Genomic DNA, 21,508 nt, shown 5'->3' with positions numbered 1-21,508 from the left:
GCTGAAATCAAAGAAAGAGGGACGACAATCGTCGTCCCTCTTTTCGTTTTACGACGGAAACGCCGAACCAAGATCGGGGCATTGACCCAAGAGCTCAGCGTAGCGACGTCGATTGTGCGAGAGGCTATGCAGCCAATCGATCAGATCGGCGAGCGGAGCGACGATCGCGACAGTCTCTCGCGCGTTGTCGAGCGCGATCTCTTCCATCTGATGGACGGCGCCGCTCACTTCGTGAACGGGAACGACTTGCGCGGCCGACTTGATGCTGTGCAGCGTCCGCAACAAGGCTCGGCGGTCATACGACGTATCCGCGAGCCAATCTCGCAGTTCTTCGGTTCGCTCCCGCAGCTCAACGAGAAAGGTGTCCAGGAGACTTCCGCTTGGCGGGGCGTATTCGTAGCTGGCCGAGGGAACGCTTGGCGGCGGTTCCGGCAGCACCAGCGGAGCGGCGGCGACCGTAGGTTTCGGCGGCGCTGGTTGCGGCGGAGCCGGCTTGGTCGGAGCGGCATCGCCGTTATGGGCGCCTCGACTCAGGATCAATTCGTCGGCGATCGCGACGACGCGGTGGAGTTCCGGTTTCGAGATCTGGGCGTCGGCGCCGACCGCTTCTCCTTTCTTCGCGTTGTCGGGAGTGACGATCGACGAATAGAGGAGGACCGGCAAGCGGCCGAGACCGGGATGATCCTTGACCCGCTTGGTCAGGTGGAAGCCGTCGATCTGCGGCATCTCGACGTCGCTGATCAGCAAGTCGGCGATCTCGGCCAGGTTTTGTTTGGCTTGCCACTGCGCTTCGAGCCATTCCCAGCAGAGACGGCCGTTCTCAAAGGCTTGAATCTGCGTATAGCCGCTGCCGGCCAGCATCGTCGTCATCGCCTGGCGGACCGTTACCGAGTCGTCGGCGACGACGATCCGCAGTTGTTCGCGCGGCAATTGGTGCGGGTTCGAGACGGCGTCTTCGCGTAAGATTTTCTCGGTCACCTGGTCGGCGATCATCTCGAAATCGAGCATCGAAACGAGCTGTCCGTCGATCTGCGCGACGGCGGTTACCGGGGTGCGGCCGGTCGCCATGATCGCGGGGACGGCCAAGATCTTTTCCCAACTGATGCGATGGATTCTGGCGACCGCATCGACCGTAAACGCGGTTTGCATCCGGTTGAAGTCGGTCAGGATCATCTGCTGATCGCTGCCGGGGTCGTCTTCGACCTGCAGGTGCTTGCGAAGCGAGACGCACGGGACGACGTTATTTCGCAATTGGAAGACGCCTAGGACCGATGGATGGGCCTGCGGCAGCGCGGTCATTTCCTGACGCGGCAGGACTTCACGCACCTTGGCGACGTTAATGCCGAAGAGGAAGCGGCCAACGCGAAATACGAGGATTTCGAGTTCATTCGTGCCGCTTTCCAGCAAAATTTCTTTTTGCAGCAGAATGTTGCTTAGGGTGGGCATCAGCATACCGTCAGTCGAGAGGACGAATGGAGGAAGGTCCTTCGTCACTCATCGGCGGTACGGTGCTAGCAGGCCGACAAATCTTCGTCAGCCTGCTCAATTGATAAGTTCGTTAGGATTGGATCAAAGAGAGGAGATGAACGGAATCGTCATCGTCATCAGTCATCCACTCCAAACGCACCGACGCCGCGACGGATGAGCGCGTCTTCACGCCACTCGTGTCGTCGCAGATTATCGGCGAACGAATTCAGCCGCTGCTTCGCGTTTTGCAGCGTCGCTTCCATCGCCGGCTCCTGGTCGAGCCAACTGATCAAGCCGTCGAGCTCCGCGAGCAGTTCGGGGTGCTCTTGCTCGATCTCGCGGGCTTCGGCCGCCAAGGTAGGTCGGCGTGCGACCGCTTCATCCAAGCACGAGCCTTCTTCCTCTTCGCGGAAGTGGTGGACGATGTTGTCTTTCAGGCGATGAACGCGATCGCGCAGTTTGTTCCAATCGGCCTGCACGTCGCAGTTTCGTTGTCCAAGACAACAAGCGTTGAGCTCGTCCAGCTCTTCGTTGAGCTGACGATGCTCTTCTTGCAGATGGTGACGAAAGCCGTCGTCACTGCAATTGAGATAAGAGTTACCGTTCATCTTACGCCTCCCTTAGCTCGTCGCATGATTGGGGTGGCGGCGAGCGCATTCTACTCCGCAACCTTGTCTGGTTGGCGGAAGGTTAACACTGGGCATTTCGCCTTGCGAACGATCGTTTCGGCGTTGCTTCCCATCAGTAAGTGCAATAGTCCTGTTCGTCCATGCGTTCCCATAACGATCAAATCGACTTGCTCTTCTTCGGCCATCCTGAGGATCGCATGCGGAGGATCGCCGCTGACCAGCCGATGCACGCACGGGACCGCGGCGTCGGTTGGTCGGACTTCGTGCAGCATCTTTTTCACTTCGTCGAGTGAGGGCTCCATCATTCCGTAGTACATTTCGCCGCCGCCGTACGAGGTCGGGGGCTCTTCGACATGCACGATGATGATCGTCGAACCGAAGTCTTTGGCGATCGCGGTCGCCAACCGCATCGCCGCATCGCCGCAGTGCGAAAAGTCGGTCGGAAAGAGAATCTTGTTCATTTTCATGGCTGCGTCTCCTTGTATCTCTCTACTTCTACTGTACGTCGATTCGGTGGCGAAAGTTACGTAATTCCCTGCGTCAATTTGACGCACCAAAGGAAGCGCATGCCAGCAAAAAAGATGTTACGTCGATCGTCCGTTATTCTACAGCAGAATTCCGCGCCAGCGATCAGAATCGGTCGCAACAATTCCTGCGCCGAGCGCCGCCGCTTCGCGCGGCATGCTTGCGACGCGACACGGAACTCCAATCGTTTGAGAAAAGAAAGGGGCGATCCCCGGCGTCAGCGACACGCCGCCGCAGAGCAGCACTCCTTGCTGCGCGAGGTCGCCTGCAAGTTCCGGAGCTAGCGGTTGGATTAATTCGCGGATCCCAGCTGCAATTTCGGCCAGCGGTTTTTGCAGCGCTTCGCGCAGTTGCTGCGTTGTAATTTGGGCAGTGCGGGGAGAGCCAGTAATGCCATCGGATCCATGGATTTCCAAAGCCGTTTCTTCGTCACGGGGAAATGCGGCGCCATACTCGATCCGTATCGTCTCCGCTTGGCTTAAGCCGATCCGTAAATTGAAATCGGCTCGGACGGCGTCGACGATCGCTTGATCAAGCGTCCTGCCGCCGATGGGAAGACGACGTTCGGCCAACACTTCGCCCAGGCAAGTCGCAGCAATGTCGGTTTGCGTGGAGCCGATCTCGCAGACGCATGCCGCGGTCGCTTCCAAGACGGGCGCTCCGCCGCCAATCGCTGCGGCGACGCTGCGCAAAATCAAGCCAACCGACGCCGCTCCCGCGCCGCGCATTGCAGCGACCAGAGCCGCGCGTTCGACGAGCGTGGAACCGCTTGGAACGGTACAGACGACATGCGGGCCGAAGAACGATCGCCGTGTGGCGCATTTGCTGAGGAACTGCCGCATCATCGCCTGGCAGAGAACTGGGTCGGCGACTTTTCCTTGTGCTAGCGGATAGGCGATCGACACTTCGCTGGGAGTCCGATCACGGAGCGCTTGAGCGAGCCGCCCGACGGCGACCCCTTGGTGCAAGATCCGGCCGGTGCTGGTTTGGACGGCGGCGGCGGTCGGTTGGTCGAGGACGACCCCTTCGTCGCCGCGGCAGATGATCGTGTTGGCCGGGCCGAGGTCGATCGCCAGGTTTTCTCGCGAAAGCCGAATCATGCGGAGAATCCTTTCAGCGCAATAAAAAACGGCTGGTCCGTTTTTGGACCAGCCGCGATAGCTTACGAAATTCGGCGACCAGCGCCAGCGCCAACCTAGCCGAGCGCCGAAGGGCCCGCAGCCGGGAGAGCGACCGAAATGGCCGGAGCAGCCTGCGAGACCTTCCACTGTGGGAACGTGCCGAAGCGGCTCAGCTCCATGTACATCAGGATCGCGCCGATCAACAGGGCGATGAACGACAGGATCAACATCATCGAGTAGATGTTGACCTTTTGTTTCGGGGGATTACCCGAGCTTTGTGGAGACATAATCGCCCTTCTTAACTTCGCCCTTACGATATTCGCGTTGGATCTCTCCCACCGAACGATCGGGGCTCACTTTCTTGATGATAATGCGTCCGAGGTATTGGTCGCCGCGGAAGATGTCGAGCGTGTTGCCGATGCTGATGCCGTCATCCTTGCCAAGCGAAACTTCGACGAAGTTGTTGGCGCCGACCGCGGTGATGCGGCCGTCCAACTTCGGCGGGATGCCGTCGACGTTGGTGAATTCGGTCAGGCCGTTGGCGTTGAGAACGCGGGTGGTGCGAGCAACTTGGGTCGCCAGCTGGTTTTCACGTTCCTTCAGGCGTTCTTCGTTGGTTTGCAGCTGTTGCACGCGATCGCTCGTGGAGACGACGTTGGCGAACATCGTGTCGCGGTTCTGCATCGCGGTTTGCAGCTTGGATTCGAGTTCGGTGTTGCGAGTCTCGGCGGCGACGGCGACTTTGCTCGCTTGATCCAGGGCGGCGCCCTTCTGATCGAGCTCTTTCACCTTCTGGTCGAGCGAAGCTTGCAGGGTCGCCAATTGGCGTTCCAATTGCGAGCTGCGAACCTGAACGGCCGACAACGCGTAACGACGCGCGGCTCGCTCTTGTTCGAGCATCTGCGTCGTTTCGGCGAGCTTTTGTTCCAGTTCGGTGCGCCGAGCCGACAACGACTGGTTGGTCGTAGTCAACGTCTGGGCTTGTTCCTTCCAGTTCTTGTGCGTGGCGTACACGGCGACTGAGAACGCCATGAACACGAAGCTCATCACGAAAATGAGTACCGTGAAGATCTTGCCGATGAGGTTCATCGAATTCGACTCCTTTGTGGCTCACGCCAAACCCGAAAAAGGACGCTTCGGGACGCGCCGCAGGCGCTACGAAAAGTGGAAGGGAACAACAACCGAAGAGCCTGACTCACGATGTTCGACAACCGCCGCAAAAGCATATGCCGAATGAGGATAAGCACTGCGGAAGTTGGGGAGATTACGCAAGTTGCAAGCCCAGTATAATTGTGGCCATTCTTGAGTGTCAACAAAATCGACGCTGAAGTTTCGGCTCGGCCCGGCCGAAAGCCGAATTTCCCGACTCATCCGGGAAATCGACAGCCCGATTTCGTGATAACTATAGAATACAACTAATCTTGCGGTCGGCGATAATCAAGCTTCTTGAGGCCAAACACGGCATGCCGCTCGATCATGACGGATCTGCAGACCCGAAACGGCCCATTATTGGCCGCCGGTCCCACCAGAAGGAGTAGGCGATTTCCGGCTTCGCCAAGCGAAGAAGGCGCCGACCGCCAGCAGTAAGAGCGTCACGCCGCCGCAGAAGCCAGCCAAGAGGTCCCCATAGCGCTGGTAGAAGGTGGGGGGAGCGGTGGTGAGCGGCACGTCGACCACCATCACTTTTGTTTGCTGCCGCGGTCCGACGTCGACCGCACGGCCACTGCGATCGATATAAGCCGAAAAACCGGTATTCGCCGCGATCAGCATCGGCTTGCGGAGTTCGGCCGAACGGAATTGCCCGCAGATCAAGTGAAGATCGAGAACGCTCGATCCCCAAAACCAGCCGTCATTGGTCAGGGTGACCAGGATCTCGGTCTTGGTCGGATCGGCTGCTTCCGCCGAATGCCGGCGAACCAGGTGCGGGACGGTGTTCTCGAAGCAGATGCAAGGGATCAGCCGCACTTTGTCCCCAACGTCGATCGCTACCGGACCGTCGCCAGGCGTTAAACCGCCGCCCATCGGCGTCAGCTGATAGATCCAGGGGAAGATGTCGCCGAGTGGGACATACTCGCCGAACATCACCGGATGCGTTTTGTCATACCGCAGCTGCGGCGCCTGATCGAGCGGAACATAAAGAGCCGAGTTAAAAACTTTCATCCCCTGATCGCCAAATCGCAGGGTCGACGTCCCGAGCAACAGCGGCGTCCGCCAGCGGCGATTGGCCAACTCGTCGATCATCGCCAGGTAGTCTTCGCGCGAACGGAGGAGCAACTCGCGATATCGTTCCGCCGACATCGTGGCGCCTGGCGGCATGTTGACGACGCCATCGACTTCGATCAGCGCGTTGTTCCCCATGGTCGTTTCGGGCCAGAGGATGATGTCGAGGTCTTCCCGGCTGCGCGTCGCCTCGTCGGTCAATTTAACGTACTGCTCAAACGTCCGCTCCGGTTGCGTTGGATCGTCAAATGAAGTGTCGATCGAGCCTTGAATGAGCGCCACGCGGAGCGACTCTTGCGCTTCTGGTTCGGGCTGCGCCAATTGGCGACGTCCATATTCGAGCGAAACGAGAAGCAAAACCACCGCGGCGACTAACATCGAGACTCGATATGCGAGCGACGGCGAAGAAGGCTGCGGTCGGATCCAACGGTCGAGCGCGCCGGCGTCGACGAGCGAAGCGGCGATCGCCACGACGATCAGACTGACTCCATAGGCGCCGACCAAATTCGAGATTTGAATCAGCGGTAGTTGAACGACCTGCGTATGTCCGATCAGGCCGACGGCGAAACCGGTCGCGAAGTGAGCGCGGACGAATTCCCAACCGACCCAACAAATCGGCGCGACGAGCGTCAGCGGCAGCTTGAACCGATGAACCGCCGTCCGACAGGTGAAGACGAACAGCGGCGTGTAAACGGCCAAGTAAGCGCACAACACCGGCCAACCAAACAAACGGGTCGCCCAGTGCGAATTGCCGACGCCATACAGCAACGCGAGCCAAAAGATCGCGCCCGACGCATAGAGCGTCAGGCCAGCACGACGCGGCAATCGTTCGACGCGGACGATCGCGAGCCAACCAAGCGGAGCGATCCAGGCCAACGGCCAGAGTCCCGCCGGAGGAAACGCCAGGTAAAGCGCGATCGCGCTGAATAGACTCCAGCCGGCGACGCAGCGCAGCGACATGGTCGCAGGCGCGGTCTGGTCGCTGGAAGGTTCAGGTTCATTCACGTGACGGCCATCGTCGAAAGTTAGCGAGCGGCTGGAGTGAGATAAGATAGGCGCTTCGCCGCAGGCTGGCCATGTCGGATTTTGATCAGATCGCGCGAAACGCCGAGTCGGACGCCGGATCGTCGCCGATCATCCGCTGGAAAGTCGCGCTCTGATTCCAGCTATCCCACCCTTCGACGATCTTGCCATCTTCGAAGCGAAACCAGGTAAGACCTCGGGCTTGGATCGTGCGGCCGGTCGGTTTAAAGCCGAAGCCTTCCCCCTTGTGGCTGCCGACGAAGTTCCAACGCACTACGGCGGCGTCTCCATCGGCGATGACGGCTTCGACTTCAACCTTCATATCAGGCAAGGCGGCCAGCAAGTTGTCGCGAAAGGACTTGAAGACTTCTGCGCCGTTGATGACGACGCCTGATTCCAGATGGGCGATGGCGTCGTGGGCGGCTAATTCTTGAATTGCTTCATCGCGGCGCTGATTCCAAACTTCTTCAAACCATCGACGTGCGAGCGCCTTGACCTGTTCCATGAGTTGTTGCCCCCGGATTTCTCTGGTATTGACCGAAAGTGGCCGACTATTGTCGATCACGGCCATCCTACCACCTTCGGTGACTACCGTCACCGACCTGAAGGGGTGTGCGCTACAAAACGATGGCGGAGACGCGATCCCCCGCTCGGTATTCGGCGTCCCCCGCCGGAAATTGGAGGAGAAGATCGGCGGCGCCCATTGCCGCCAGGTCGGCCGACCCTTTCCATGCGAGCGGCGTCGCCGTTCGCTGCGTCGCGTCTCCCCAACGAGCTGGAAACAAGGTCGGGCGATCTCCGCGATGAACGAACGGCTCGGCCAGTTCGACTTCGGCGCTGCGAAGATCATTCGCGGTCAGGCCGGCGAGCAGACCGATCGCACGCCGGACGAATAGCTCGAAACAGACCAGGCTGCTGACCGGATTGCCGGGAAGTCCAAAGACGAGCGTCGATTTGCCGCCGGAGTCCCGCTTGCCGAACCAGATCGGTTTCCCGGGTTTCAGATTCACCTTGTGAAAGATCTGCGTCACTTGCTGCTCGGCCAGAATCGACGGAACCAAGTCGAGGACGCCGGCCGAAACGCCGCCGGAGAGAACCAGGATGTCCGCTTCCAGACCGCGGGCGATCTTCGCCGAGAGGTCTGCGCGAACGTCTCGCGCGATGCCGAGATCTTCTGCCGAACCGCCGGCCGCCGCGATCTGCGCCATCAGCATCGGACCGTTGCTGTTACGAATGCGTCCCGGCCCCGGCATTTCAGTCACGTCGACCAGTTCATCGCCGGTCGATAGTACCGTGACTCGAGGCCGGGGAATCACGGTGACCTGATCACGTCCCACTTCGGCGAGAATGCCGACTTCGAGCGCTCGCAAGCGTTTGCCGCTTGGCAGGACGGTGACGCCGCACGCGAGGGAACTCGCTCTCGGCATGATGTTCTTGCCGACGCTAATGCCAGGCGCTTCGATCCGTACGCGACCGTCGTCCAGCTTTTGCGTCAGCTCGATCATCACGACGGCGTCGGCGCCCTCAGGAATCGGCGCGCCGGTCATGATCCGCGCCGCTTGCGAGGGTGCGACCGTCTTCGTCGGCACATTGCCGGCAGTGATTTCTTCGATCACTTCCAGTTCGGCGACGCCGCTCGCCAGATCGGCGGCGATAACGGCGTAACCATCCATCATCGCTTTATCGTACGGAGGCGAGTCGATATCGCTGGCGACATCTTCGGCCAGCAGACAACCAATCGCATCGAGAGCCGCCATCGGCGCCGCAGGCAATCGCGCGGCGTGTTGATCAATCAGGCCGAGCGCTTCAGAAATCGAGATCATCGCAACTCTATGCGGTTTGCGGAGAGGTCATTTGCAAAAAACGCTCTAGCATCTGCGTGCCGGTTTGGCTCAAGAAGCTTTCCGGGTGAAATTGCAGCCCTTCCATCGGCCACTCACGATGGCGAATCCCCATGATTTCCTTCTCGCCGTTGGGGAGATAGCTCCAAGCCGAAACTTCAAAGCCTGCGGGGAGCGTGTCGGGGCGAATCACCAAGCTGTGATAGCGAGTCGCAATGAACGGGTTGGGCATGCCGGCGAACAGCCCTTTGTCGTCGTGATGAATCTCGTCGGTCTTGCCGTGCATCAGACGCTCGGCTCGGACGATCACGCCGCCGAAGGCCTGACCCATCGACTGATGGCCGAGGCAAACTCCCAGGATTGGCAACTTGCCGGCGAAGTGCTGGATCGACTCGACCGAGATGCCGGCTTCGGTCGGCGTGCAAGGACCAGGCGAGACGATCAGATGGGTCGGCCCCAGTTTCTCGATCTCTTCGACCGTGATCTTGTCGTTGCGAACGACGCGAAGATCAAGCGCCGGGTCAATTTCACCCAAACGCTGAACCAGGTTATAGGTGAACGAGTCGTAGTTATCGATCAGCAAGATCATGGGCGCGTCGGTCAAATTAGAGGGCAAAATCGGCACAGAGCCCCCGCCATTTTACGCCAATCGGCCGAAACCGACTACGACGCGTCATGCTCGCGGCAGTAGGCGAGAATCTCGGCGGTCGTCGTCGGCAGCGAGCCGGCAGCCGGTTTCTCGACTTTCGGCGGAACGACAGGTTCGGCCGGAGTCGCTGGTTCCTGGGATGCCGCTTCCTGGGCCGCAGGTTCCGGCGTCGGTTCTTCGGCCGGTGGGGTCGGCGGCGCGACTTCCGCCGCCGCTTTCTTCGCCCTGGCGGCCGCCAGAATGTCGGCGGTGCTCATCGCAGCAGGAGCCGGTTTTTCGGCCGCAGGTTCGCTGGCGGCAGCCTTTTTCGCTCGCGCTGCGGCCAGAATATCGGCCGTGCTCATCGGCGCCGCGGCTGGTTTCGCTGCTGGAGCTTCGCCGCTTTCGGCCTTATTGGCCCGCGCCGCCGCCAGGATATCGGCGGTGCTCAGGGGAGCCGCTTTCGGTTTGTCGGCGGCGGGCTTCTCCTCGGCTGGGGGCGCACCTTCGGCTTTCTTCGCCCGAGCTGCGGCGAGAATGTCAGCCGTGCTGGCCGGCGCGGCTTTTTTGGCTCGAGCGGCTGCCAGGATATCGGCGGTGCTGCCGCTGGCCGCTGGTTTCTTCGCTTCCGGTTTCGCGGGGGCTTCCCCTTTTTTCGCTCGCGCGGCGGCGAGAATATCGGCGGCGCTGGCGCCGGCTTGGGGCGAAGCGGGCTTCTTTTCGGCAGCCGGCTTCTTCTCGGCGACCGGTTTCGGCTTCGGCTTGTCGACCACTTTCAGAAAGTCGACGTTGATGTCGTACCAGCCGGTGTTGTTCAGACCATCGAACTCGACCAGCGCTCGCCCGCTCATGTTGACGGTTCGAACGATGCCGGTCATCGACGCGAAGCGTTTCAACTCAGGGCGATCCTGGTCGACGACGACGTACTTGTCGGTGTATTCGCGCTTTAGCTTTTCGATGTGCTCAAAGACCATGGGGGAAGCGAGGCCTTCATTCCATGGAGGTGCGGAACGACGGTGATGGACCGGAAAATGTCCGGTTCATGATACGGGATCGCCCCCGCGGCCGGAAGTAGATTTAGCCCCGCTTCAAGGCCCCGCGACTAGCGCCGGGGCGTCTGCTCTTCGGCCGGTTTCGGCAGCTTGGCCAGCTTGCCGGAGTATTCGGCCTGCTTGGTGGCGTTCCCTTGGCTCTCGTACATCGTGACCAGGTTGGCGTACGGAGCGACCAACGAATCGAGTTGGTTTTCGCCGGCGTCGACCCCCTGTTTCAGGAGGTTAGCGCCTTGTTCGGTAAGGGCCAGGCCTTGCTCTTGGCGACCTGACTCCCAGTACGAAACGGCCATGCTGGCGAGCGCTTCGCCGCGCTGGCCGAGAGCGACGTTGGCCAGATCGGGATGCTTGAACTGCTTCTCCGCGTCGGCGTACCACTGAATCGCTTCTTCGTGATCGCCTTTGCTGACGACCTGAGCGGCGCCAACGCGGAAGTAGAAGTTGCCGAGCGTCATCCGGTCGCCGATCGAAAGCTGACGCGTTTGCGTCGCATGCTCCAACAGTGCGGCAGTCTCGCGGGCGATTCGCATTGCGTCGTCAAACTCGCCCCGGTTTTGCTCGATGGTCGCCGCTTGAATCAGCGCCTGGCTCATCTCCCATTCGACCACGACCTGGTACGAGGGATCTTTCGTTTGCGACAACAGTTCGCGACCGACGCTCAAAATCGCATCGACCGAGTCGCTGGTGTCGTAAGTCGACTCGAAGTAGTTGTAGGCGGCGATCGCTTTCTGCAAACGAGCGAGTTCCAGCTCCCGCGAGAACCCTTCTTTCTCAACCAGGTTGGTGACGAAGGCGTCGGTGCTGTCGACCCACTTGGGGACGGTCAATTCACGATTCTGCCACTGACCGGCGGCCAGGTCCGAAGCGACCGCCAGGTGGGCGTCGACCAGAACCAGTTTCGCGGCGCGACGAACGTCGTCGAGCGGATTGCGAATCTCTTCGGCCGCCAGCTTGATCGCCGTCTGATGATGCGAGAGGGCGGAACGGACGTCTTCGCTCGGTCCGCGAGCGACCAGGTCGCCCCATTGGCAGAACGCGCGAGCGCGAACTTCCTTCGGCAGCGCGACGTTTTCGGCAATCGATTTGGAGACGTTCAACGCGTCGTCATATTGGCCCAGTTCGGCTTGGATCAACGCACGGGTCAGGCGGTATTCCGGTTTGGCGCCGGCGCCAGAGGCGGCAGTTTGGGCGGCCGACAAAGCGTCGGGCAGTTGGCCCAGGCGACGCTTCAGCAGCGCGATCTCGTGCCACGCGGAGGCGTTGAACGATTCCAGCTTGATGGCGGCGTTGAGGTCGGCCAGCTTCGCTTCAATCCGATCGGCCGGGTAACCCTTGGCGCGAATCAGATACGCTTCGGCGGTCGGTCGTTGGACGACGACGCTTTCGACCAGGAACTGTCGTTCCTGCGGCGCGAAGCTGAACAAGGCGCCTCGTTCCGGAAAAACCAGACCAAGCAACACGCCGAACTCATCGTGGACTTTCGCCCCTTCGCTTTCGACGATCGACATTTGTTGACGAACCTGGTCAGCCGGCGCTGGCGCCTTTAGAACCAGGAAGAGCGATTCGAGCGTGTCGCTTTGGAAAGTCGCTTCGGCTCGTTCAAAGCCCGTTGTGTTGAAGACCAGCAATTTGCGTCCGTCGACGATCGATTGACTGACAGGCGCGCCCCAGAGCTCGATCACTTGGCCTAGCTGCGACTCTCCGGCGACCAACTTCGAGAGACCGCCCGCTGTCGTGAGCGCCGGAGCAGGCGCGACCGGTTCCGGTTTGGGCATGGCCGGAGCCGGTTTGACCGGAGGAGCCGGTTGCGGTTCGACCGGAGTCGCCACTGGTTCTGGAGGCGTCGGTTTCGGTTTCGCGGCGTCGCCGTCGATTACTCGCGAGATTTTCAGCGGACCGTCGCTCGACGTCGAACTCTTTTTCGTGTCAGGGTATTTGTTGAGCGGCGTTTTGATCCGCAGCACCGATTCGCCGCTTTCCGGCGCTTGAGGCAACCGATTGGGCGAACTGAACGTACTGGGAGTCGGCGTGGGCGCAACGTCGTTTTGTCCCGAATCGGTCGGCGCAGCAGCGGACGGAGTTTCTTCGCCACGCAGCGGCAGCGCGGAAAACGTCCCTACAATCGCGAAACAAACGAGGATGACAAAACTGGTTTTCGCCATGGACATGGGAACTGTCCTCAATTGCAACTTGGTCAGTACGCCCGCGACTGCTGGCGCATGCGCAGCGCAGAGCGAGAAAATAAGGCGCGGCGGAGTATAGCGACTCCCCCGCGTTGGCCAAGATCAATTCCGTACGGTGCTAGCACTTAGGGCGAAAACCGTTTGTGCAAAGCGGGGAGGACTAATCCTCCAAATCCAATCCCTGCGGTTGCGGCAGGTCTTCGAGCGACGTCAGGCGGAACATTTCGAGAAAGCGGTCGGTCGTCGAGTAGGTCTTTTGCTTCTCTTTTCCCTTGCCGGTCCGCTCGAGTTGCAGCAGTTCGCGGCGGACCAGTTGATTGAGCAGGGGGCCGCTCGGTTTGCCCCGCATTTTGTCGACTTCTTCGCGGGTGATGTTCTGGTTGTAGGCGACCAGCGCCAGCACGTCGACCGCCGGCTGCGATAGCTTCGCTTCGCGGACTTTGCCGTAGAACTTTTCCCGCAGTCGTCCGAAGTCGTCGCGGAGCGACATCCGGAAGCCGCCGCCAGACGAGACGATCTCGTAAGGGCAACCTTCTTCGCGATAGGCCTGATTCAGCTCTTCGACCAGGTCGGCGATTTCGTCGACGGCGACGCCGCGCATCCGGGCGGCGCCTTTTTCGGCCGACAGAGGCGAGTTGTCGGGGCTGCCGACAAAGAGCATCGCCTCGAGGATCGTGCGGGGAGAAAGCTCGCAGTCGTCCGGCTCTTCTTCGGTCGCCAAAACGCGGGCGACCGCCTCTTCGGACGATTCGTCCTCTTCTTCCGTTTCGGCCGGCTCTTCTTCCTCACCGGACTCGTACGGCTCGTCCCCTCCCATCGCAGCAGCGAACGCAGCGCTCAGCTTCTCCAGCGACAACCCTTCGTCCAGGTCGTCGCCGAAGTCGTCGTCATCCGGTGGAAGTTCGCTGCTGCTCATAGGCGACTCTACAGAGGTCTTAGCCCCAACGCTTGGTGACTTCGCCCTTCATGAAGGCGAGCCCTTCTTTCGCCAGGTCGAGTTCGGTCGAGAACATCTTACGCCAGATCTTCGTCGCGGCGGCGATTTCGGGCAAGGCGAGACCGAACGCTTCGATCACCATCCAGCCGTCGTAGCCGACTTCCTTCAGCGCGTCGAAGTTGGTGTCCCAGTGGATGTGCCCTTGGCCCGGGGTGCTGCGATCGTTTTCCGAGATATGGACGTGGTGCAGCACGTCGGAGCAATCGCGGATCGCTTGGGCGATATCTTTTTCTTCGATGTTCGAGTGGAACGTGTCGTACATCACTTTGCAGTTGGGATGATTCACTTCCCGTGCGAAGCGAGCCGAGTCGGCGTGCGTGTTCAGCAGGTAGGTTTCAAAGCGATTGAGCGCTTCGACCCCCAGCATCACGTTCACTTCGCCGGCGTATTCGGCGACCTGACGCATCGAATCGACCCCCCATTTCCATTCGTCGGCGGTCGGACCGTTGCCGCTGAAGATGCCGATCGCCGAGTGATACGGGCCGACGAGCGTCTCGGCGCCGAGCGCCTGGCAGCAATCGAGCGTCTGCTTGGTCAGGCGAACCCCTTCGGCGCGAATCTTGGCGTCGGGGCTGATCGGGTTGTCCCCTTCGTTACGAACGGTGACCGCCGTGCAGGCGAGACCGAGGTCCTTCAGCTTTTCGCCATACTTGCCCCACTTGTCGACATCGAGATTGAAGAGCGGAATTTCGACGCCATCGAAGCCCATTTCTTTCAGGCTCTCGATCACCGGCAAGAGGCTCTCATCGGGATCGCCGGACCACAACAGCAGGTTCATGCCGAACTTCATGGGTGTTCTCCAAGTCTTTTCGTTTCAACGGGGCGGATCGATAGGGAAGAGTCAGCTTCGGGGGGAAAGCAAATCGTCGTAATGTTCCGCCACCTCCGCTCGCATCGTCGGCAGCAGCGGAGCGAAGCCGCTCGGCAGTGCCGGTAGTTTGACGCGCTGGAGGACCTGATTCAAGCGGAGGGTCAGCTTTTCATCGTCCGCATAGTCTTCCAGGAAGCGGACTTCCAGAAATCGCTCAATGAACCAGGCCAGCCGATCGCTGCTGCGGGTAGCGATCGCATTGACGGCGGTTTCGACCTTCGCCGGCTCCACTTTCGCCAACGCGTCGTAATAGGCCGAGAGCAAACCAGGGTTTCGCTCAGCCAGCTCGGCGTCAAGGAGCAGCTCGACCAGGATATGCCCCAAAAAGCTGGGACGGAGGCCGTCGTCGGCGCCAACCTGGTCTCGGATCCAGACGGTGAACCGCCACGAGAGTTCGCCGAACGCTTTCGTCCGATGGAACCAATCGTCGTCCTGGTGATGCTGGACGATGCCGCGGGCCACTTCGGCGGTGCAGGGCTCGTCCGATTCGCAATGCGGCAAAGCTCCTTTGGACCGGGCTCGCATCTTGCGATCGACGACGTTCAGCCAATCGGGGACCGCCGTGCCAGCCAAAAAGTAAGGGCGATCGAGAAAGAGTCGGCCGTGTGCGAAGTAGTTCATGCGTAACTGTGGCGGCGCCGAGCGCGGCGTTACGTGATGATCGCCTGAGGAGGAAAGCAAAGGATCGGAATCACCAGCGACAAAAAGCCGATGGTCCAGCGGAGCGGTCCGATCGGCACTGTGTCGTCCGAGGTCGGCGGATGAGCCGGGCCAATTAACAGCACCAGAATCAGCATCAAGATCCAAGTCCAACCGGCGCCAAGCGTCATCGCGGTGACTGCGGTGATGATCACGCCCCAGGCCAGATAATACGACCACTTTCCGAAGAGCGTGTAGGCGACGTGACCGCCGTCGAGCTGACTGATCGGCAACATGTTCAAACCGGTGACGAGCAAGCCGACCCAGCCTGCCATGAAATAGGGATTCAGCTGCGCTTGCGCGACCGGATCGCCAAAAGAGTAGCCGGGGACCTGAAACCACGACATCGCCATGGCCAGGCCAAGCGGAATGTCGAGCGAATAAGACGACGGCGCCGTCTTGGTTAGATCAAGCTGCCCGATGCCGACATACAACACCGGCACGGCGATGACCAACCCGGCCAGCGGTCCGGCCAAGCCGATGTCGAACAGTTGTTTGCGATTCGCCTTCAATCCATCCATCCCGATCACGGCGCCCATCGTGCCGATCGGCGAAATCGGAATTGGAATGAAGTAGGGGAAGCTGGCGTGAATCCGGTAGCGAACCGTCATCAGAAAGTGCCCCATCTCGTGGGCGAACAAGATTGCTAGCAGACAGGCCATGTAGATCAGGCCATCGCTGACGCTCACGTTGCGCTGAACGAGACGGATACCTTCGACCAGCGGATCGGACAGCAGCGGATCGTATTCCGCGTCGACCATCCCCCCCATCAACATCGTCGGTTGCCAACGAGTCCAGCCGACGAAGAACGTCGACAGACAGGTCGCGATGAAAAGCACAATCGGCAGCAGCACGCGGCGCTGACGAACCGGACGCGGAGGCGCCTTGGTCGGCGTCGTCTCAGCGCGGGGAACAGCCGGAGCGGTCGCTACCGATTCATACGAATCGAGCGTTTCGTGCGGCGTCGGTTCAGGGGGGGAGCTGTCAGTCATCCCTGTCATCTTAGCAAACTCGCCGGCCGCGGCGAGTGAGCGGCGGCACGAAACTGACCTGGGCGTCTCAACTAGCGAGTCTTCACCCAATAACGGTCGAGATAGAGCTCTTGGAAGTACTTTTCTCCCAGCTCGCGATTAACCTCGAGCAGCATCCGCTTGCGAAACATCTGCAGATCGGGATCTTCCAGTTCAACGGCGCTCGTTTCCCGCGCGGTACGCAGGACGCGATCGCGGAGACGCTGCTCACGACTGACGAGCGCCACTTTGACGTCTTCCACCTGATCGGCTGGCACCAGTCCATACAGGGTGAAGTTGAACTTGGTCGTCGTGCCGGCGGTCGGGTCCGACATGCGGAAGCGGAAGTCGCCGATCTCCATTTCGATGGGGGGCGCGTTCTCCATTTCCGCCTCGGCCAATTCGGCCGACGACTCGGTAGCGCAGCCGGCGGCGAGCGCCATGCAGACGCAGGCGATCCACAAGAGCGGATTAATAGCGTTCGAGCGTAACATTGGTGAATACGAACCTCTTAATCAAGCTTTGCCCGATCAACCGATCCGAGAAGTCTCGCAATTGAGCGCGGACTAGTCGCAGTTCCGGATCCGCCAGGTCAATCAGGTTGGCGTTGCGGCATGTCCGAATCACTTCGTCCGATAGCCGCCCTTTTTTGGTTTCCAGCAACTCTTTCACTTTCGCTTCGTCGGCCGGATCGACCAGGCAGTGAAGGCTGAAGTGAATCGCGACGCTGTCTTGGTATTCATCGAGGTTCGGCATCCGCGTCGGATCGTCCGCCGCGAGAACCGTGATCGAAAACTCTCCTAACTCAATCTCGACCCAGCTCACCTTCTCTTCGATCCAAGGTTCGAAGGTGGTCTTCTGCGATTTATTGGAACCGCAGCCGAAGGCCGAAGCCAAAGCGGCCAGACCGCCGATCAGCCAAAGCAGTTTGTGCAACGAAAAGCTGAACATGACGTTTTCGAATTGAGAGAAGAGAAGAGACGTGTCCCGTCGGACGACTTGGAAATATGGATCGCAATTCAGCGATGGGAAGCGGATTTTCCCCCAAAGTCGCGGTTGTAACGGTTGTGCCGGTCGCATCGCCAAGCCTCGCGCAAATGACGTTCTACATTAGTAAACGTACCGCGCGTTTTCTGTTGGATGGGCAAAGTGATGACTCGAAGCGGAATCTATCTCGCCGCGATCTGTTGGCTCCTCGTCGCATCTGGTTGCGGCGAAGTGCCGATCCAGTTTCGCGACGTAGAAAACCTGCCGAAACCGACCGACCCGGCCGAGTTCGATCTTGGTTCGTTTGATATCACGATTCCGCAAGACAAGACCAACAGCACGATCATGTTGGACTTCCACGCCTACGTGATCATGCCGAAGTATCAGCTAGAAGCGTTCCAGGCCGAGTTCGCCTTGAAAGAGCATCGCCTCCGCAACGGCATCATCCTGAACATCCGCGAGTTCACCCGCTCGCAGTTGAACGAGCCGGAACTAGAGTCGGTCCGCAACGCGATCGCTAAAGGAGTGAGCGATGCGATCCCCGAGCCCAAGATCAACGCGGTCGGGTTTTATCACTTCCGATTCTTGGAAGAGTAGCCGACTACGAAGTAACCGGCGTTTGATGATCGCGCAGGTAAGCTTGACGCGCCAGACCGCAGGCGCCGAGATAGCCGGCGTTCGCGCCGAGCGAAGTGAAGCGGATCGCCGTCTTCTTGCCCGGAACCGGAAACGCGCGGCGTTTGACTTCTTCGCGAACGCGTTCGATGAACATCGTACCGAGAGGCGAATCGGCGCCGCCGAAGTTAACCGCACCGCCGAGCACGACCGCGCCGGGATCGATCGTGTGCATCAGTGAGACGACGCCGATGCCGAGATAGCGCGCCGTTTCCATCACGATGAACAACGAGAGTTCGTCGCCGCGCTCCGCTTCTTCGGCGACCAAGAGCGGCGTCAGCTTTTCGCCGTTGTTCATGCGGGCCATGATCGAGCTCTTTTCGCCGGCGTCGATCGCCTCTTGCGTTCGCTTCACGATCGCAGTGCCGCTGGCGTAGGCTTCGAGGTGACCGCGCTGTCCGGTTGGAATCGCACGCGCGTCGTCATTGAAGTCGATGATGATGTGGCCGCATTCCGAACCGAAGCCGTGATCTCCTTCGATCAGCGCGTCGTTGACGATGATGCCGCCGCCGACGCCGGTGCCGAGCGTCAGCAAAACCATGCTGTGGAATTCGCGTCCCGAGCCAAGCCAATACTCGCCAAAGGCGGCGGCGTTGGCGTCATTTGCTAGCACGACGGTTGCGCCCGTCTCTTCTTCCAGCGCTTGGCGAATCGGAAAGTTGAACCAGTGCGGCAGATTGTGCGCTTCGAGCAGCTTGCCGTTGGCCAGATCCATCGTCCCGGGAGTCGCCAAACCGATCGACGCGACTTCCGCCATCGTCAGTCCCACTTCGGCGAGCATCGCATGCAACTCAACGCCGACGCGCCGCATAGCGCTGGCCGGACCGTGATGTTCGTCGGTCGCAATCTTCTTGTAGGCCAGGGTACGGCCTTCGTCGTCTACCAGGCCGATCTTGATGTTGGTGCCGCCAACATCAACGCCGAAGAAGAAGGGAGGAGTCGTCACGGGTGGGAAATCGTCCAGAAAGGCGCTTGCAAATTCGTCGTCCGCAACCGGTTCGAGGAACCAGAAGGACAAAGCTACTATAGGCAAGCGCCCGCCGAGTCACAATCATCAAAATTGAGTGCGGAACTGGGATTAACCCAACTCGCTGAGGCGGCGACGAATTTCGGTGGACGAAATATCCGCGCGGAACAGTTCGGGACTGACACCATCGCTCAGTCTGCGCAAAGCAGTGGGAAGTTCGATCTCTTCCAGGGTCAGAAACTCCCCTTTCACTTGGCGGGGGAAAACCAAGAATCGGCAGTTTTGTTCAGTAAATTCTCGGATGGCGGCGTCCCGTTTTTTCTCGGAGTCGTTGTAGTACCGAGTGTCCGCGATCCGGACGATCGTGTCGGCGCCCACCACAAAGGTCGCTTCCGGAAAAATCCTCGCCTTTTCCACAAAGGTCGGAGCCCGCGTCAACCAACAACGCTGCGGCGGCTCGAACTGGTCGACTCGCTCGGCCATTTCGCCGAAGTCGAGCGGCGGCTTTTCGACGTTCTCGATCGAGATCTCGTACTCAACCGGGCGACCCAAGATCTGCTCGGCGACCGCCGCCATCTCAAGGTGACCTTCGTGCAGCGGATTGAACGCGCCTGACATGATCGCGCCGGAATGATCGGCGGGGGAAGCCGGTTCGCCGGAACCGATGCAGGCGCGGATATCGCCTTGCAATAGTTCTCGCCACTTTGGTTGGGCGCGATAGACCGTTTCGTCGATCTGTTCCCCTGGCAGCAGGCTAATCCGGATCGTTTCGGTCAGGCCGGCCGCGGCGGCGATGCGATCGAGAATCAGCTCCGAAGTCAGCTTCTCTTCCTCGTCGCGCGTGCGAGCTTCTTTGGTCAGCACCAGGTTCGCCACCGTCGTCGCTTCCGGCGTTTGAATCGCCAGGTGAACGCGATGCGGGCCTTTCTTCGTTTGGTGCGATTTCAGACTGGCGGTGCATCCGACGCCCATCAGCGGCGGTTGTTCGCCGCTCACCGCTCCGGTCGCCGCCGCTTTTCGCCACAACTTGCGCGCCCGAAGAAACGCACTGACCGCCATCGCGCGGGCAGTCGCCTCGCTGCAGTATTGTTCCGGCGGTCGCTTGAGCAGATCGGCCAGAGCGACGCCGGAATAAGGAACGATCGCCTCGAGCAAGGTTTGCGACGCGCCGGGAACTTGCAGCAAGCTGCTGATCGCTTCGCTACCGCCGCCGGTGACTGCCATCACCAGTTGATTCGGGGCGAGATGTAACTGCCGGATGAGTTGGGTGGGCTGAACGTAGGGCACAACGCTGGCTGCCTGGGGAGCGAGATCAGTGAGCTCTCTGCTTTCTATGGTATGACGCGGGGCTAGCAATCGCCAACCCAGGTTCTACGGTTTGTCCCGTCATTTCCGCTCCTCGCTTTGATTCCAAACGATTCCTCTGTCGCTCCTTACTTCCGTTCGGCAAGGGGCGAAAGCGTCGCTAGTCGCATCAATCGCCCCTATCAAACGAGGTAGCGGCGTTCATCACGCTTGAGACGTCGTTCAGCACGCCGGGGACGGCGCTGCGAGACTAGGCGAAAGGCGATGACGTAAATCGCGCAAAACCGGGGCGTCATATCGGGAAAACTTGTTGACAGTTTGCCGGGGCAAGCCGTTTTTGGAGCGATCCCATCCCGGCGTCAAAACGGCCCGGGGAGAGTCCCTCGCGGCGGCGTCATGGTCGCAGAAAGAGGAAGGGGGAAGAATTCGAGGAAAAAATGGCGCTCTGGCTGCGACTCCCCCGGTAGTCGACCGCTAGCTCCGGCAAGTCCAGTTATTCTTGCAGAAATCTTTTGAGCAAACGCTGAATCTCGACGGGTTAAAACGGTTGTAACGGGAAAGCTGTCGCGATTGTAGCGATCGCACGTGATCGGTTTTCAGAACTGCCCGAATTCTGCCCCGGCAACTGCCGTCAAAATCTTGAAGCGAAATCCGTTGTTGTTAAAGTCATGGAGAACGTGCAACACGAAGCGCATCAAGTGAAATTTGCCTGGCTGTTTTGTAGAAGGCCTGCCCAACGTGAGAATTCGCCGCCCGCATCCTGACGAAGTCGATCAACTTCTGCTCAACGCGCAGTTGCGCGACGAGTTGGAGCCCTACTTCGACGAGTCAATCGCGTGCCTGGACAACGGACGCGTTCCGCTACAGGTAGAAAACGAATTCCTGACCGCCATCCTGGCCTGGGAACGTGCACCGATTTTGCCGCTCGGCGAGTGGTTCTCCCCTCCCCTGCAGCTCCCCAATCCTGAATCGCTCTCCGACGAAGAAGTTCATCGTCAGCTGTGGGACGCGATTCAAATGCTAGCAAGTAAGAGAATCTATCTCGACTTTACCGACCACCTCAGCGACCGGCAGCTGTACTGCATCGTCAAGCGAGACATTTTGACGTCGTACGAAAAGATGGTCGACTTGCCGTCGCATACGCTTTCATTCAACTGCGCACCGCCGGATGACAATCCGGACGTTTGGCTTCGCTACTATGCGAGCGAAGAAGAACGGCACGGCTGGGAAGAGGAGACGGGGCAGCCTCTCCCTCCGTTGCAGCCTTCGCCGTTTCCGCGAAAGCTGCCGAAGAGCTCCGCCTAAGCG

The 21,508-nt window shown here is 59.9% G+C and carries 22 protein-coding genes; 2 read left to right on the top strand and 20 right to left on the bottom strand.

What is annotated here, in order from left to right:
* Nucleotides 1-48: 48 nt before the first annotated feature.
* The 18 genes from LOC68_RS12705 to LOC68_RS12620 form a co-directional block, all read right to left on the bottom strand.
* Nucleotides 49-1,452 (bottom strand): chemotaxis protein CheW, encoded by a 1,404-nt coding sequence (locus tag LOC68_RS12705; protein ID WP_230219085.1) that lies wholly within the window; start codon nt 1,450-1,452, stop codon nt 49-51.
* A 152-nt stretch (nt 1,453-1,604) separates the two neighbouring features.
* Nucleotides 1,605-2,075: a hemerythrin domain-containing protein gene (locus LOC68_RS12700; protein ID WP_230219084.1), complete on the bottom strand. Its 471-nt coding sequence runs from the start codon at nt 2,073-2,075 to the stop codon at nt 1,605-1,607.
* Between the two features lie 50 nt (nt 2,076-2,125).
* On the bottom strand, nt 2,126-2,563 hold the full coding sequence (locus tag LOC68_RS12695) for a universal stress protein (RefSeq protein ID WP_230219081.1): 438 nt from the start codon (nt 2,561-2,563) through the stop codon (nt 2,126-2,128).
* Between the two features lie 138 nt (nt 2,564-2,701).
* Nucleotides 2,702-3,721: a rod shape-determining protein gene (locus LOC68_RS12690; protein WP_230219080.1), complete on the bottom strand. Its 1,020-nt coding sequence runs from the start codon at nt 3,719-3,721 to the stop codon at nt 2,702-2,704.
* A 95-nt stretch (nt 3,722-3,816) separates the two neighbouring features.
* Entirely contained in the window at nt 3,817-4,029 is a 213-nt protein-coding gene (locus LOC68_RS12685; RefSeq protein ID WP_230219074.1) for a hypothetical protein, read from the bottom strand.
* Entirely contained in the window at nt 4,007-4,831 is an 825-nt protein-coding gene (locus LOC68_RS12680; RefSeq protein ID WP_230219072.1) for a hypothetical protein, read from the bottom strand. The genes LOC68_RS12685 and LOC68_RS12680 overlap by 23 nt, the downstream gene beginning before the upstream one ends.
* Before the next feature lie 417 nt (nt 4,832-5,248).
* Nucleotides 5,249-6,967 (bottom strand): apolipoprotein N-acyltransferase, encoded by a 1,719-nt coding sequence (lnt, locus tag LOC68_RS12675; RefSeq protein ID WP_230219070.1) that lies wholly within the window; start codon nt 6,965-6,967, stop codon nt 5,249-5,251.
* Nucleotides 6,968-7,052: 85 nt separating this feature from the next.
* Entirely contained in the window at nt 7,053-7,490 is a 438-nt protein-coding gene (locus tag LOC68_RS12670; RefSeq protein ID WP_230219068.1) for an ester cyclase, read from the bottom strand.
* Nucleotides 7,491-7,602: 112 nt separating this feature from the next.
* Nucleotides 7,603-8,808, bottom strand: coding sequence for a molybdopterin molybdotransferase MoeA (locus LOC68_RS12665; RefSeq protein ID WP_230219066.1), 1,206 nt, complete (start codon nt 8,806-8,808; stop codon nt 7,603-7,605).
* 7 nt (nt 8,809-8,815) lie between these two features.
* Complete coding sequence (locus tag LOC68_RS12660) at nt 8,816-9,415, bottom strand: anthranilate synthase component II (protein ID WP_230219064.1); 600 nt, start codon at nt 9,413-9,415, stop codon at nt 8,816-8,818.
* Nucleotides 9,416-9,489: 74 nt separating this feature from the next.
* Nucleotides 9,490-10,428, bottom strand: coding sequence for a hypothetical protein (locus LOC68_RS12655; RefSeq protein ID WP_230219062.1), 939 nt, complete (start codon nt 10,426-10,428; stop codon nt 9,490-9,492).
* Nucleotides 10,429-10,556: 128 nt separating this feature from the next.
* Complete coding sequence (locus tag LOC68_RS12650) at nt 10,557-12,674, bottom strand: hypothetical protein (protein ID WP_230219060.1); 2,118 nt, start codon at nt 12,672-12,674, stop codon at nt 10,557-10,559.
* A gap of 175 nt (nt 12,675-12,849) precedes the next feature.
* Nucleotides 12,850-13,605: an SMC-Scp complex subunit ScpB gene (gene scpB, locus LOC68_RS12645; RefSeq protein WP_230219058.1), complete on the bottom strand. Its 756-nt coding sequence runs from the start codon at nt 13,603-13,605 to the stop codon at nt 12,850-12,852.
* Between the two features lie 19 nt (nt 13,606-13,624).
* Nucleotides 13,625-14,476, bottom strand: coding sequence for a sugar phosphate isomerase/epimerase family protein (locus LOC68_RS12640; RefSeq protein WP_230219056.1), 852 nt, complete (start codon nt 14,474-14,476; stop codon nt 13,625-13,627).
* A 51-nt stretch (nt 14,477-14,527) separates the two neighbouring features.
* A complete protein-coding gene (locus tag LOC68_RS12635) occupies nt 14,528-15,178 on the bottom strand; it encodes a hypothetical protein (RefSeq protein ID WP_230219054.1) in 651 nt (216 codons plus the stop codon).
* A gap of 29 nt (nt 15,179-15,207) precedes the next feature.
* Complete coding sequence (locus LOC68_RS12630; protein ID WP_230219052.1) at nt 15,208-16,248, bottom strand: site-2 protease family protein; 1,041 nt, start codon at nt 16,246-16,248, stop codon at nt 15,208-15,210.
* Nucleotides 16,249-16,319: 71 nt separating this feature from the next.
* Entirely contained in the window at nt 16,320-16,760 is a 441-nt protein-coding gene (locus LOC68_RS12625) for a hypothetical protein (RefSeq protein WP_230219050.1), read from the bottom strand.
* A complete protein-coding gene (locus LOC68_RS12620) occupies nt 16,738-17,217 on the bottom strand; it encodes a hypothetical protein (protein ID WP_230219048.1) in 480 nt (159 codons plus the stop codon). Before LOC68_RS12620 ends, LOC68_RS12625 begins: the two co-directional genes overlap by 23 nt.
* Before the next feature lie 198 nt (nt 17,218-17,415).
* On the opposite strand from LOC68_RS12620, the gene LOC68_RS12615 reads away from it, so the two are divergent.
* The gene (locus LOC68_RS12615; protein WP_230219046.1) at nt 17,416-17,850 is read left to right on the top strand and encodes a hypothetical protein; all 435 of its coding nucleotides are present in this window, start codon (nt 17,416-17,418) and stop codon (nt 17,848-17,850) included.
* A 4-nt stretch (nt 17,851-17,854) separates the two neighbouring features.
* Here LOC68_RS12615 and LOC68_RS12610 read toward each other — a convergent pair whose 3' ends face one another.
* Both LOC68_RS12610 and LOC68_RS28535 read right to left on the bottom strand, forming a co-directional pair.
* Nucleotides 17,855-18,874, bottom strand: coding sequence for an ROK family protein (locus LOC68_RS12610; RefSeq protein WP_230219044.1), 1,020 nt, complete (start codon nt 18,872-18,874; stop codon nt 17,855-17,857).
* Between the two features lie 132 nt (nt 18,875-19,006).
* Entirely contained in the window at nt 19,007-20,182 is a 1,176-nt protein-coding gene (locus LOC68_RS28535; RefSeq protein WP_230219040.1) for a hypothetical protein, read from the bottom strand.
* A 756-nt stretch (nt 20,183-20,938) separates the two neighbouring features.
* On the opposite strand from LOC68_RS28535, the gene LOC68_RS12600 reads away from it, so the two are divergent.
* A complete protein-coding gene (locus LOC68_RS12600) occupies nt 20,939-21,505 on the top strand; it encodes a hypothetical protein (RefSeq protein WP_230219038.1) in 567 nt (188 codons plus the stop codon).
* Nucleotides 21,506-21,508 lie beyond the last annotated feature (3 nt).

This window comes from Blastopirellula sediminis (assembly GCF_020966755.1).
Lineage (GTDB): Bacteria > Planctomycetota > Planctomycetia > Pirellulales > Pirellulaceae > Blastopirellula > Blastopirellula sediminis.
This window is presented reverse-complemented; position numbering and strand designations above follow the sequence as displayed.